Source organism: Ruminococcus albus 7 = DSM 20455, assembly GCF_000179635.2.
Taxonomy (GTDB): domain Bacteria; phylum Bacillota; class Clostridia; order Oscillospirales; family Ruminococcaceae; genus Hominimerdicola; species Hominimerdicola alba.
This window is the reverse complement of sequence record NC_014833.1, coordinates 2,270,335-2,283,137: the sequence shown is the minus strand read 5'-3', so window position 1 is coordinate 2,283,137 and position 12,803 is coordinate 2,270,335. Positions and strand designations below refer to the sequence as shown.

Annotated in this window: 13 protein-coding genes; 8 read left to right on the top strand and 5 right to left on the bottom strand. The window is 39.7% G+C overall.

Annotated elements, in window-relative coordinates; translation table 11 throughout:
- Both RUMAL_RS10235 and RUMAL_RS20775 read right to left on the bottom strand, forming a co-directional pair.
- Window positions 1-627 (bottom strand): alpha/beta hydrolase, encoded by a 627-nt coding sequence (locus tag RUMAL_RS10235; RefSeq protein ID WP_013498672.1) that lies wholly within the window; start codon window positions 625-627, stop codon window positions 1-3.
- Window positions 628-864: 237 nt separating this feature from the next.
- Window positions 865-2,991 carry a fibronectin type III domain-containing protein gene (locus tag RUMAL_RS20775; protein ID WP_013498671.1) on the bottom strand — a complete coding sequence of 709 codons (2,127 nt, stop codon included), beginning with the start codon at window positions 2,989-2,991 and terminating at the stop codon, window positions 865-867.
- A gap of 458 nt (window positions 2,992-3,449) precedes the next feature.
- Between RUMAL_RS20775 and RUMAL_RS10225 the strand changes: the two genes are divergently transcribed.
- From RUMAL_RS10225 to RUMAL_RS10210, 4 genes are all read left to right on the top strand, one after another.
- Complete coding sequence (locus RUMAL_RS10225; RefSeq protein ID WP_013498670.1) at window positions 3,450-5,192, top strand: cellulase family glycosylhydrolase; 1,743 nt, start codon at window positions 3,450-3,452, stop codon at window positions 5,190-5,192.
- Window positions 5,193-5,462: 270 nt separating this feature from the next.
- Window positions 5,463-6,260, top strand: coding sequence for a class I SAM-dependent methyltransferase (locus tag RUMAL_RS10220; protein WP_013498669.1), 798 nt, complete (start codon window positions 5,463-5,465; stop codon window positions 6,258-6,260).
- 102 nt (window positions 6,261-6,362) lie between these two features.
- On the top strand, window positions 6,363-6,911 hold the full coding sequence (locus tag RUMAL_RS10215) for an L-2-amino-thiazoline-4-carboxylic acid hydrolase (RefSeq protein ID WP_242843384.1): 549 nt from the start codon (window positions 6,363-6,365) through the stop codon (window positions 6,909-6,911).
- Window positions 6,912-7,036: 125 nt separating this feature from the next.
- Window positions 7,037-7,810 (top strand): hypothetical protein, encoded by a 774-nt coding sequence (locus RUMAL_RS10210; protein ID WP_013498667.1) that lies wholly within the window; start codon window positions 7,037-7,039, stop codon window positions 7,808-7,810.
- 43 nt (window positions 7,811-7,853) lie between these two features.
- Here RUMAL_RS10210 and RUMAL_RS10205 read toward each other — a convergent pair whose 3' ends face one another.
- The 3 genes from RUMAL_RS10205 to RUMAL_RS10195 are packed head-to-tail and all read right to left on the bottom strand — an operon-like array spanning window position 7,854 to window position 10,308.
- The gene (locus tag RUMAL_RS10205) at window positions 7,854-9,098 is read right to left on the bottom strand and encodes a PrsW family glutamic-type intramembrane protease (protein ID WP_013498666.1); all 1,245 of its coding nucleotides are present in this window, start codon (window positions 9,096-9,098) and stop codon (window positions 7,854-7,856) included.
- Between the two features lie 14 nt (window positions 9,099-9,112).
- A complete protein-coding gene (locus RUMAL_RS10200; RefSeq protein WP_013498665.1) occupies window positions 9,113-9,934 on the bottom strand; it encodes a DNA-3-methyladenine glycosylase family protein in 822 nt (273 codons plus the stop codon).
- 5 nt (window positions 9,935-9,939) lie between these two features.
- Window positions 9,940-10,308 carry an Imm1 family immunity protein gene (locus tag RUMAL_RS10195; RefSeq protein ID WP_028504345.1) on the bottom strand — a complete coding sequence of 123 codons (369 nt, stop codon included), beginning with the start codon at window positions 10,306-10,308 and terminating at the stop codon, window positions 9,940-9,942.
- A 108-nt stretch (window positions 10,309-10,416) separates the two neighbouring features.
- Between RUMAL_RS10195 and RUMAL_RS10190 the strand changes: the two genes are divergently transcribed.
- The 4 genes from RUMAL_RS10190 to rlmB all read left to right on the top strand — a co-directional run bounded on the left by RUMAL_RS10190 (window position 10,417) and on the right by rlmB (window position 12,797).
- Window positions 10,417-11,100: a DUF6062 family protein gene (locus RUMAL_RS10190; protein WP_013498663.1), complete on the top strand. Its 684-nt coding sequence runs from the start codon at window positions 10,417-10,419 to the stop codon at window positions 11,098-11,100.
- A 117-nt stretch (window positions 11,101-11,217) separates the two neighbouring features.
- Complete coding sequence (locus RUMAL_RS21785) at window positions 11,218-11,514, top strand: hypothetical protein (protein ID WP_154662849.1); 297 nt, start codon at window positions 11,218-11,220, stop codon at window positions 11,512-11,514.
- A gap of 92 nt (window positions 11,515-11,606) precedes the next feature.
- The gene (locus RUMAL_RS10185; protein WP_013498662.1) at window positions 11,607-11,888 is read left to right on the top strand and encodes a hypothetical protein; all 282 of its coding nucleotides are present in this window, start codon (window positions 11,607-11,609) and stop codon (window positions 11,886-11,888) included.
- Window positions 11,889-12,017: 129 nt separating this feature from the next.
- A complete protein-coding gene (rlmB, locus tag RUMAL_RS10180; RefSeq protein WP_013498661.1) occupies window positions 12,018-12,797 on the top strand; it encodes a 23S rRNA (guanosine(2251)-2'-O)-methyltransferase RlmB in 780 nt (259 codons plus the stop codon).
- The last annotated feature ends 6 nt before the right edge of the window (window positions 12,798-12,803 follow it).

Genomic DNA, 12,803 nt, shown 5'->3' with positions numbered 1-12,803 from the left:
TTATCCTTTTTTCAGGAGCCATGCAAAACCTTTTGCCATACGCAGTTCAGGCTCTTTGAAGTGATTTCCCTGATTCCACTCCATTGTACAGTGTATTTTATTATCTTTCAGTGACTCGTATCCGGCACGTATAGCGTTACCAACCTGTGCCATAACTGGATTTTTCGTTTTTTCTTCTCTATCTCCAAGACTAAGATATACGTTGGTTGTGAGAGGCTTGTGCTCATACATATACTTTGTAAATCCCGGGAACCATATAGAGGGGGAAACTGCTGCTATCCCGCTGAATATGTCAGTTTGATATGCTGACCATAAAGCGAACAGACCCGCAAGAGAATATCCGCCGAGATAGTAATCCTTTTCGGGATCGTCAGTGTACTGCAATATTTCATTGAGTGTGTTTTTAGCCCCATCTCCGAAATCTTCATTTCCTAATACAGCAGGAGCACTCCATGGTGAAAGATCCTGATTCCAGCTGTCAACTATAAATGCTAAAAGACAGATGTTTTTATTACTGTGTTTTACTATCAACCTGATCTCATCTTCTATTTCTTCAAGTTCACGTTTGTCTATGAGCTGGATAAGATAGTTTTGTGAACTATTATCACCGTATTCAACTAATTTCATATTATAATCACTTCCATGTGTGTTAAATCTTAGTCTGCTAAAAAAGTATTTTATCACTCAGATATTATTATACATCATTGTTTTGATATTTTCAATCCCTGTTAAACAGTTGTTGTTGAATTATAATTATACATAGATCGTTATTTGTTATGATCATATTTCTAAAGCAAGCCCTCCTGTAGTTCTTATCATACTACAGGAGGGCTTAATATTATTATACATTTAATAATGTGCCGATCAGTTTACCGCAACATTGAAAGCTCTTTTGCTCAGTTCTGCGGTATCCCATTTTCCGTTTACCTTTGCACATACTACAACCTTATAAATCTGTCCTGCTTTGAGCTTGGGTGATGTGAAGCTTGTAGTATCTGCAGGGATATTCTGATTTATGATCTTCCATCTGCCTGCCATATATACAGCAATACCATAATTTTGTGCCCCTTTGATTTTTGTCCAGTTAAGACGGAACTGGTGGAACTTTTGGTCATAGTCTACAGATATTATGGTAGGATATTCATGGGGTGCTTCTTTTGGTGTTATTGTTATTGCATTGGAAACATCTTTGATCCATTGACCATTTATTTTTGTTATAACAGCGACCTTATACTGTTTGCCGGCGGTGAGTCCTTTTATAACGTAACTGTTACCTTCACCTTCGGCAAGCACTACCCATTTGCCGTTTACATATCCTGCAACACCGTATTTTTCAGCTCCGTCAACATTTGACCATGTAAGTTTTACAGCTTCATCGCCCTTTTCGTATGAAATAGCGGGAGCAGTATATTTCAGTTTATTGATAGTTATTTCCTTGGTAGCAGTATATGTTTTCCCACCGAATTTTACGGTGGCATTGTATACATACTTGCCGTTTGAAATATAGGTCGGATCCATTACTTTTGTGGTCACATATGCATTGACAGTTTCAGCGTATCTGCAATCTTGGCATTTGAATACAGCTTTTGCTGTTATGGAGGAAGATGCAGTCTGATCAGACCATATCCAATCCGGTTCACTATAAGTGTGCCCCTTAGCCGGAAGTACCGTATCTTTCAGAGAGACCTCATTTTGCCCTTTGTTGTCGGTATAGTACTTTCCGTCAGAACAGATGTAGTACTCTATATTACCGGAAGCAGTACAGGTAGGTTCAACAGCACTGACTTTCTGATAGGTATGATATACGGTGACAGGAACTTCGATGCCGCTGATAGTCAGATAATGCTCGGTATCCTTTGGAGTGAATACAGCCTTGAAGGTTTTTTTACCTGCATTACCGACGCTCGTTTTACTGTTTTCCCAGCTCCATGTACCGTTATCGGCGGTTGGCAGTTTTGCGTTAGCAAGTGTACTGCTGAAAGGTGCTTTGACATTCTGAGGAATACTGTACTCCGGCGTTTTCTTTATGCTGAAGGTTTTGGTTATATAACCACAGAAATCCCCTATACCGTGAATATGTGCCGTAGCAGTACCAACATTGATGTTATTTTCGTACGAAACAGTATAGTCCTCATTTTCTCTCAATCCCCTTGTACCAAAGGTGATATTCAGATTTGGCATTATCTTGCTTCCGGTGTATTCCTGATCGGAGATATTTTCGATTTCTGCATCTTTGATAGCTGTAGCATCCGTTTTTCGTATACCAAGGGGATATTCTTCGTTGCCTGTTTCGTAATACTCATGACCTTCTGCAAGATCAAATCTGGTATCGCTCATATTGCTTCTTTCAGTATAATATCCGCCTGTCAGATAATAATGACCGTTACCGTTTCTGAAAAAAGGACCCTCATCATCCTCTTTAAGGAGATCATAATAACCGCCCTTTATGTATACATGGGCATTATTCGTATTTGTTCTTATAGTATCAAGACCACCGATATAAGTACCGCTGAGAAGTTCAACTGTACCGCTGTTATTCATTATAAGACGTACAACACAAGGGTTGATAACAGACATTCCTCCGCCGTAACCACTGTCCAGGAAAGTGATGTGAGCATCATTGTTATTGATATAAAAATAGCTCTGCACCTTGTAATTGCCTTCACCGTCAAAGTATATCATATTGCCGTTGAAATCTACCGTAAAGGCTTTATCGTTGTTTATTGTATAATTCCCGACTACTGTGAATGAATCGGTTAGCTTAATAGTATCGCCATTCTGGGCTGAATTGGCAGCAGTAAGGAATTCATCAAGAGTTGAGACCTCATGTACAGAGGCGGAAGAGACAGATCCCTGTTCGGCATCTGCGTAAGCCGTTACTGCTGTAGTGAAGCATAAACTATTGGTATTGATGCCTGTGGGGATAGCACCTGCAATACATAGTACAGAAAGTATGCCTGCAAGTGTCCGCTTTGTCACATCATGTTTCATTTTAAGATCCTCCCTTTGAAATTATAAATATACCGGCTGTTATACCATCACAGCCTGACCATTAAATGATACATCAAATAGACTTGGTTACGTATCACATTCGTAATTATATCATGATTTATTTTAAATATCAAGCAAATTCTTATTTTCGTGAATAATATCCTTTTATTTTGTAAAATATCACTAGCTAAAAACGTATATTAACAGCATTTGATACAAAAGAATATTATCCATCCAGCAAAAGAAAGTCATATCATGCAAAGCCTTAATTTCGGTATAATTATTAGGATATGTATTCTGTATGTATCAGAATATTGCACAAAAATATTGATATAGATTTGTTACATAAAAAAATGATTTTACTTATTGACAATCAGCTTGTTATATTGTATAATATCAGTAAATTAAACTGTCTGTAAATTCCTTATACAGGCAGCAGAAGAGAGGATATGTATACTATGTTCAAAAAACTGATCTCGGGGATGACTGCAGCTGTATCTGCTTGTACGATCATCTTTGCTCCGGCTTCAGGCATAATAGCTGATAATGTGCCTGCCGCTTCCGCTGCCTCTGTAACGGCAGCTCCTGATTCTTACCATGATGACTGGCTTCACGTAAATGAAAATGCCGAGGTTGTGGATATGTATGGAAATCCTGTATGGATGACTGGCTGCAACTGGTTTGGCTATAACGTCGGAAGTCAGATTTTTGACGGTGTATGGAGCATCAATATGCATCAGGCACTCAACGAGATAGCTGATCACGGCTTTAATCTGCTTCGTGTACCGATGTCCACAGAGATACTTCTTCAGTGGAAGAATGGTAAACCCGACCCTATAATCAAGCTTAACGAGTGGAAGAATCCTGAACTCACCATTGAAGGCATCGAAGGCGGAACACCGATGTACAGCTTTGATATCTGGAATAAGGCTGTGGAATGGTGCAGGGAAAACGGCATCAAGATCATGATGGATATACACTGTGCTACCACAAATGCAGCCGGTCATAACTACGCACTCTGGTATGATAACAAATACAGCGAGAAGGACTGGCTCGATGCATTGGCATGGTTCGCTGATTACTACAAGGATGATGATACTGTTATCGCGATCGACCTTAAAAATGAGCCTCACGGTAAAAAGGATGATGGTATCTTTGCAAAATGGGATGGCTCAAGCGATGCCAACAACTGGCGTTATGCCGCTGAAAAAGGTGCTAAGGCGTGCCTCGAAAAGAACCCCAATCTCCTTATAATGGTAGAGGGTATCGAAGTTTATCCGAAATTTGAAAAGGGCTTCGACTGGTCTTCAAATTCAACCGATTATGCTCATTATGGTGATCCTGATTATCAGCCTTATCACGGTGCATGGTGGGGAGGAAACTTCCGCGGTGCCAGAGATTATCCCGTAAATCTCGGCAAGTATCAGAGTCAGCTTGTTTATTCACCTCATGACTACGGCCCTCTGGTTTATGAACAGTCCTGGTTCCACCTGCAGGGTAAAGGCCCCAACTATACAAGCTACAAGTTTGACAGAGAATATCTGCTCAAAGAATACTGGTACGATTCATGGGCATTCCTTGTTGAAGAAAAGATTTCTCCTCTGCTCATGGGTGAGTGGGGCGGACGTATTGACAGTGTGAATGACCCTTCTGGCGCAAATAAACACTGGATGGAAGTACTTCGTGATTATATGATTGATAAGCGTATACATCACACCTTCTGGTGCTTCAATGAAAATTCCAGTGACACAGGCGGACTTATTGCCAGCGATTGTAACTGGGATCACTGGGACGAAGAAAAATATGAGTTCGTAAAGCCTTCACTCTGGAAGGATGAAAACGGAAAGTTCATCAGCCTTGATCATAAGATCAAACTTGGTAAGTCCGGAAACGGTATATCCATCAGTGATTATTATTCGGGTTCGTATTCAGAACAGCCGCATAATACTGTTACTCCGAATTATGGTGATGTTAATATCGATGGTAAGGTCGATATGTCTGATATTGTCCTTTTGATGCAGTATCTTTCGGATCCTAAAAAATGTGTTCTTAGCGAACAAGGCAAGAAAAATGCTGATTGCGTGGATGCAGGAAATGGTCTTAATAAGTCAGATGCACTCGCTTTACAGATGGTAGTTACTCGTAAACTTTCAAAGACTGCCTTTCCCATAACATCCAGCAAATTAAAATCACTTCAGTAATTAAATCTATATGTTTCATTTGTAAAGTCTATTGTAACTTTTAGATCCTATGAGGGAACCCCTTTTCGATAAGGGGCGTCCCTCTTTTTTTTATAATAAAAAAGTTGTATTAATATGGTTTTGGACAATTAGCACATTATACGTATTTATATTACTTTTTAAAATTGGTTTTAATTCTTTTTGAAACATCTTGAAATCCTTATTGTTGTATGTTATAATGGAATTAACGGGTTAGAAGAAACTAACCGAAGAAAAGGAGAATAATGAACTATGGAACTGAAATTAGGTGATGTACAGACTACGGCTTTGATACCGCTTGCGGTCAAAGCTAATGAAACTATGCGCAAAAATGCAAGGATCAGGGATCAGAAAGCTGTAGAGATAATTAAATCACTGAATGTGGATACAAGACCGTATGATAAATTCATGTCTCATGAGGGTGTTGTAGCACGAACAATAATGCTTGACCGTCAGCTTAAAGATATCATTAAGAAGGCTCCCGATACTGTTGTTGTAAACGTCGGTGCAGGATTTGATGATCGTTTTTCAAGAGTTGATAATGGAAGGATACTATGGTTTGATCTTGATCTTCCTGATTCTATAGATGCAAGAAGAAAGGCGTTTCCTGAACGTGATCGTGTAACCATGATAGCAGGTAATGCCCTTGACAGTAAATGGTGTTCTGCTGTGCAGAATGCTCTGATAGGCAGAAAAGCTAAGCCTGTTTTTATTGCTGAGGGCTTGTTCATGTACCTTACATTAGATCAGATACGGACATTTCTGGAGATCCTGAAAAACAATTTTCAGGATGGCGGAATTCTTATTGCTGAGCAGAACTGTAAATTTATGCAGAAAAGTGAAAAGCATCATGATACCGTAAAAAATACCAACGCACATTTTCTCTCAGGAACTGATTCAGGACAGGAGATCGCTGATCTTGCTGAAGGTATACAGCTTGTTGAGGAGCATAGCTTTAATGAGGAAATGAAAAAATACAGTATACGCGGTAAACTGTTTGCATTGTTACTGCCTAAGGTGAATGATCGCTGGGCAACTTTCAGGTGGTGAAGATTAATGCTGAAATATACCGGTAAATACTGGTCAGTTCTTGCTCCGATCGTGCGCAGATCCTTGAAAAAACATTATAGTCACTCCTTTGCAGCAGAAACTATGAAAACAGCGAAAGTTGAATACAGGGAGATGCTCGGTAGGATAGATGATATTGGTTTTGATAATCCGATGGCTTCCAATGTATATATGAGTTTTATATTCTTTTCAGTATACAGGTCAGCAAAAGGTAAGATCACGATCGATAGTCTCAGAGTTATTTCACGTGAAGTTATAAGCTGGAAACCTTTGAGGTTTATTGTATTCTTTATAGATGCTAATAAGCCAAGTGGGATAAAAGCTATACGTAAGAATATGCTTAAAAATGCACAATGGCTTGAAGATCACCCTGAATATAAAGAAGTTTCTTGGGACTTTAATTTTGATGACCAAAAACATATTGACGGTTTTTATTATCATTTTACACAGTGTCCGCTTAATAATTTTGCAAGGCGTGAGGGACTTCTTGATGTATTGCCTGTCATGTGTGAAATGGATCATTTTACAGCAGATTTGATGCATGCAAAGCTTTTTCGTGAAAACACACTGGCAAGCGGCGGCTGTTTATGCGACTACTGGTTTGTTGGAAATAAACTGAAGGATCCTCGTTGAGATAAAAATGTTCACTTGAATAAAGATTTCAGTTTGTTTATCATAATTAAAGAAATGCAATACTAAACTTGACAATTATTGCATCAGGTGATATCCTATATACATATCATTTCGGAGGTCACTGTATGAATAGCAAAGTTTTCGTGTTTATCGTATCGCTGGTGCTGTCAGTTGTTATTACGGGCTGCTCTGATAATTCTGTCAGATCGGATACATCAGAGAAAAAAACATTGTCGGAGATTTCTTCAAATGCTGATCCGGAAAGTATTTCAGACAGCGCCGAAGATCTTCAGGTCAAAAGTGTAGTAGATATCAGTCTTTATGTTGACAAAAGGGAGATACTCATAGGCGAGGATGACAGTGAGGTCGTATTTTTGGCAAAAGATATAGTTGGCTCTCATAAAGTTGAACTTATCAACGCAGACACAGGAAGTTCTGGAGGTGAAATGCTGGACAATGGTGATTTCAGCGGATCAGGTGATGAAATAAAGGGCGATGCGGGGTACAGTATCCGGTTCAAAGTGGATGATACTTTTCCATCTGATCCGGAGGTATCAGAGGATATGACTTACCATTATTATGCACGTTATATGGATGGTGATATAGAACATCGATCAGAAACGGTAGATATTTTTGTTTGTGAGAGATTTTCTGATAAGGAATTAGCTTCTATGGATACTGTCGATTCTCAGATAGAATCACTTCTTGATGATGAAGAATACAAGATGCTCGATACAGAAGGCAGAAAAGAGAAAGTCATCAATTTGCTGAAAGAGTTTGAAAAACAAGGTCTGGTGGACAAGGGAAGCATCCTGTCTTCCGATGATATAGTCAGCTATTCTGTAGGCGGTATGTCTTCCGGTATTATGGTAAAGCCGTTTGATGATAGAATGAACTGATACAGCAAAAGGCATGGGATCATTTTCTCATGCCTTTTTTAGCTTATATTTTGTTTCCGCAGACTGGACAGAATTTAGAATCCGCTGTTAGTTTGTTTCCGCATTCGTTGCAGAATTTGATCCTTTCCGCCAGTTGAGTTTGAGTCTGTGTCGGTGTGTACATAGAGCTGACCGGATCATATGACTGTCCGTAGGTACCGGTATGCTGGGGCTGATTTGCATTTTGAGAAGGATACCCGTACTGTCCGTTACTGTAAGGATTGACGTTATTGGATTGCTGATTGGTGTTGTACGGTTGATAGCCGTACTGACCGTTCTGTGAGTTTGCGTAAGTATATCCTCCGGGCTGCTGATAATTATAGTTTGCCGGATGACTATACTGCCACGTAACAGGCTGACCTGCCATCGTATGCGGTTGGTATCCATTCGTATTTGTGGTATAGTTTGGTACGTTTTCTGAGATTACAAATAAAGCACCGTTCTCATTTGTTTTACCGACCATATCCTGTAACTGACCGTTCAGGTGCTGGTAGTAATATTCACCGTATATGATAAGATCCTGTTTGCTGGCTTTATTGATGATCTTAATCATCAGCACATATACAAGTATCATTATACCTATAACCCCTGCGAAAGAAATATAAACGAAATTTTCCGGAGCATTAGTTGCTTTAGATGCAAAAAGAAGAAAGTCGAACATACCATGTACTACGACCGAAATAAGAAATGCGCGCCGCTGAGGATTCTTATTGTTTTCTCCATTTATTATATTATTGTACTTTATATATTTGGAAATACCGAAATTGTAACCCATGAAAATACCAGTGAAAGCATGTAGCGGTACTGAAAGAACAGCCCTGAGAAGTCCTGTCAGAGCACCATACTGCAATACATAAAGTACATTCTCCAGGGTAGCAAAACCAAGAGCTGCAGCTGCGCCATAAACAACGCCGTCATAGGTATGATCAAACTCCCTGTCATTAAAGATATTTTGCTTGAATGTGAAATATTTGCAGGCTTCCTCTGATGGACCGATAACTAACAGGCAAAGCACAAAATATCCGGACATACTTGCTATTTTATCTGCATCGGAACTATATGCAACAGCCACTATATCCTTACCAATAACTTCCAATATTGCAGCAATTATAGTTGATAGTGCACTTATAATGAATACCTTAGCCACTCTTTTAAAAGGTTCTTTTTTTACAGTCGGTGTCTTTTTCAGCACTGCTGAGAAAATAATGATGGTAGGTATCAATGCGATACCAATAAGAACAAAAGTCAATCAAATTTCCTCCTTTATTTCAGTGAAGCAGCTGCTTCCTCAGAAGTTCTTATATAATGGAAAAGATATTGCTGTGCTATGCCTTCGTATCCTTTGATACATTCAGGCAGACCATTGGGATACCAGTTTGCCATAACCCGTTTTACCCATACATCTATAGGAAAAGCTTCTGTACGATAAAAGCCGAAGAGCAGCGCACATTCTGCGACCTTGGGTCCTACGCCTTTGATGGTCTGCAAAAGCTTGCGAGCGCATTCGATATCCATGCTTCGTATTTTTTCGAGATCTATGGTACCGCTTTGTATCTTCTGTACAGCGTCAACAAGGTATTTCGCCCTGAATCCTGCGCGGAGATAAGCAAGGCTTTCCTCGGTCTCCTCGGTGAGTTCCTGCCATGCGGGATATCCGCCGCAGTGTTCGCAAAGCCGACCTATTATGCCCTTGATTCGTGGAATATTATTATTCTGGCTGATTATGAAAGAGGAGAGCGCTTCCCAGCTGTCTTGTCGGAGTATCCGTATACCGCTTGCGTATTTACAGGCTTTTGACAGAGTTTCGTCCTCGGAAAAACGCCTTTTAAGTTCACTGTAATCGGTGGAAAGATCGAAATAATCTGCCCACAATGAAAGAAAGTCTACCTCGGTGGTATCGTGAAGCTTGAAAACATCTTTTCCGTTCTCACAGCTTATAACCAGTTTCTTATTTAGAAAAGCTCCGCTGTAGGTATTTTCGTCAGTCTTTTCCCACCTGAACGCCTGACCGCAGTCAAGGGTCTGGTCAAGATCAAAGTCCTCCTGACAGAGCAGTATATCTTTACCGTCTTTTTTGTAGTCCATTATGTTCACACTCCGTTCTGCCATTCTATACAGTCGGGCAGTTTATAGTTCTTGCAGAATTGTCTTATACAGTCGATAGCAGTATTTATAGGTAAAACTGCGTCTGCCGGCGCAACCCATTCTGTTCCGCCGGGGTTAAATGATACTTCAACATTCTCTTTCCCGCGGGACATATACATATCTCCGTTGTCATTCCCGAAATAGTTCAGACAGGCATATCTTCCGTTGACAAGCACTGCAAGCGCGGGATAAGACGTGTTGTCTTCACTTATCCATATCTCGTTCATGCCCTTTTCGGCAAGATCAAGTATGAGCGTAATGATTTCGTCGGTATCGGTGATAGTGATATCACCTTTATCGTAACTTATGAGCATAGTATTCACCTTTATAAGACACTTGCAAATTTCATCAAAATACATTATACTATATAATGAAACAATTTTCAAGATATTTTTTGCCTAACAGCGAAAGGAAGTTTTTCAATGAGAGAAAGTATTCTTACCATACCCGTTACAGAAATATTCGAGCCGAAATGCGGATGCCCCATATGCAGGCTTCGGGATACCTTAGAACAGCGTACAATCGAATACATAATGGGTGCCGCGATGATGGAGCCGGATGTTCGTATAGAAACTAACAAGCAGGGCTTCTGCAAGACCCATTTCGAGCAGATGCGTGCCTGCAAGAACCGTCTTTCACTGGCGCTGATGCTGTCAACACATTTGCAGTCACTCCAGAAGAATGTCCTTAAAAGGCAGAGCATCTTCGAGGGTAAGTCAGCCAAGCAGAAACGAGTTTCCGCTGTTAATAATGATTGTTTTGTGTGTAATAAGATTGAGTGGGGAATGTCCCGAATAATGGTTACTTTGTTTGAGTTATATGAACAACAAAACGAGTTTCGTCAGCTGTTTGCTGAACAGGAGATGCTTTGTCTGCCCCATTATGATATGCTTGTGTCTGCCTGCGAGGATAAAATGAATAAGAAGATACAGGGCAGTTTTAAGGAAGCCTGCGCTGAACTTACCGAAAAATATCTGACAGAACTGGAGAAAGATGTTACTCATTATTGTGATATGTATGATTACCGCAACAATGGGAGTGATGCAGACTGGGGCAATTCAAAGGATTCTATTGAACGCGCTATCAAGTTTCTGACTACACGATAATTTCGTTACAAAATGTAATCATTTTCTTATATATCAGCTGTATAAACATACATATTTTTGTACAGACTTTCAGAGATAGGCATTATAAATATCATGCATATTCAAGTGTACTAAAATATGGATATAAAAGTCATTTTTGACCCTAACAAATTAATAGTCGCTGTGAGTTACCATAAAAGCGGACATAGAAGAAAACCAACACTTGAAAATGCTGTTCGTTCATATAATAGTAACATTAAGCGGCATCGAAAAGCTTCTTTTGTGAAAATGATTTTCACCTCGTGTACATATTTTTGTCCCGGAACTGTATTTTCAACAAAATTAACAGCTGTTGAAATCATTGGAATTTTACGCAATTTTCAACCTTTTCAACAGGTTTTTCAACACTTTTTAACGCTGAATGTTGATTTTTGAATCGCGTTTTCAACTTTTCAACATATTTTTGTTGAAAAGTACATTCGAACGGACTTTAATGTGTAATTTATATTCGGGGAGATGTCTGAAAGGTGATAAAAGGTGTAAACAAGCAGATTATTGAGATTAAATGTACAAATAGTGAATATTTTGATAGGGCACTTTTGTTTGTAAATTCGTGCTGCGATATGTTTTCGGAAAATGATACTCGTGTTATGGCAGAGGAGTATATGGAAAAGCTCAGCGAAGAATTTCATGGTGACGTAAATCATGTAGAGCATCATAGTTGTAAGGATACAGCAGTCCTTATCAGGATACTCATGGGTCTTATCGTATTATCGGCAGCTGTAATTCTTCTTTTTGCTTTGGGATAGGTAACATATTTCCCTAAAACCGTTTGTGATATTTGTTTAAACTGCAAAAAAATCCTCATTAGCTATTGGCTTTTGGGGATTTTTGTGCTATAATAAATAACAACTGTTGTTTAAAAAAGGAATTTTGATATGAAAGAAAATAAAATCAATAACAATAAAACTACTGATAATAAACGCGAAGAAGAGCTTATCCTAGGCAGGAATCCCGTTATAGAAGCGCTGAAAGCCGATAAGCTGATCGATATGATCTTCGTTAATCCCGAAGCCAAAGGTTCTATCTCTCTTATACTGAAGCTGGCAAAAGAAAGGGATATCCCTGTAAAACAGGTCAGGGAGATCAAGCTCGACAGTATGGCGGGTGGGGCAGCACATCAAGGCGTTATTGCCGTGGGTGCTTGTGCTGAATACGTTGAAGTAGAGGATATACTCAACATAGCCAGAGAAAAAAGTGAAGATCCTTTTATTATAATATGTGATGAGATAGAGGATCCGCATAATCTCGGAGCAATAATACGTACAGCTGAGGCTGCAGGAGCTCATGGAATCATCATTCCTAAAAGACGCAGTGCTTCACTGAATCATACAGTATTCAAGACTTCGGCAGGTGCAGCAAGCTGGCTGCCGGTTGCAAGAGTTCCGAATCTTGCCGCTGCTGTTGATGATCTTAAAAAGCAAGGAATATGGATATACGGAACTGATGGTGCCGGTCAAAATTATTCCGGTGCCGATCTGAGAGGTCCTATAGGTCTGGTTGTTGGCTCTGAGGGGTTCGGTATGGGCAGACTTATGAAAGAAAAGTGCGATATGCTTCTCAGCCTGCCGATGGCAGGTAAGATAACCTCTTTGAATGCTTCTGTTGCTGCAGGTATCTTTATGTATGAGATCGTGCGTCAGCGTAATATCAAGTAGATTGGG

Excerpts from the sequence above, each read along its gene's own strand:
- RUMAL_RS10235 (WP_013498672.1), bottom strand. The coding sequence starts at position 627 with ATGAAATTAGTTGAATACGGTGATAATAGTTCACAAAACTATCTTATC.
- RUMAL_RS20775 (WP_013498671.1), bottom strand. The coding sequence starts at position 2,991 with ATGAAACATGATGTGACAAAGCGGACACTTGCAGGCATACTTTCTGTA.
- RUMAL_RS10225 (WP_013498670.1), top strand. The coding sequence starts at position 3,450 with ATGTTCAAAAAACTGATCTCGGGGATGACTGCAGCTGTATCTGCTTGT.
- RUMAL_RS10220 (WP_013498669.1), top strand. The coding sequence starts at position 5,463 with ATGGAACTGAAATTAGGTGATGTACAGACTACGGCTTTGATACCGCTT.
- RUMAL_RS10215 (WP_242843384.1), top strand. The coding sequence starts at position 6,363 with ATGAAAACAGCGAAAGTTGAATACAGGGAGATGCTCGGTAGGATAGAT.
- RUMAL_RS10210 (WP_013498667.1), top strand. The coding sequence starts at position 7,037 with ATGAATAGCAAAGTTTTCGTGTTTATCGTATCGCTGGTGCTGTCAGTT.
- RUMAL_RS10200 (WP_013498665.1), bottom strand. The coding sequence starts at position 9,934 with ATGGACTACAAAAAAGACGGTAAAGATATACTGCTCTGTCAGGAGGAC.
- RUMAL_RS10195 (WP_028504345.1), bottom strand. The coding sequence starts at position 10,308 with ATGCTCATAAGTTACGATAAAGGTGATATCACTATCACCGATACCGAC.
- RUMAL_RS10190 (WP_013498663.1), top strand. The coding sequence starts at position 10,417 with ATGAGAGAAAGTATTCTTACCATACCCGTTACAGAAATATTCGAGCCG.
- RUMAL_RS21785 (WP_154662849.1), top strand. The coding sequence starts at position 11,218 with ATGGATATAAAAGTCATTTTTGACCCTAACAAATTAATAGTCGCTGTG.
- rlmB (WP_013498661.1), top strand. The coding sequence starts at position 12,018 with ATGAAAGAAAATAAAATCAATAACAATAAAACTACTGATAATAAACGC.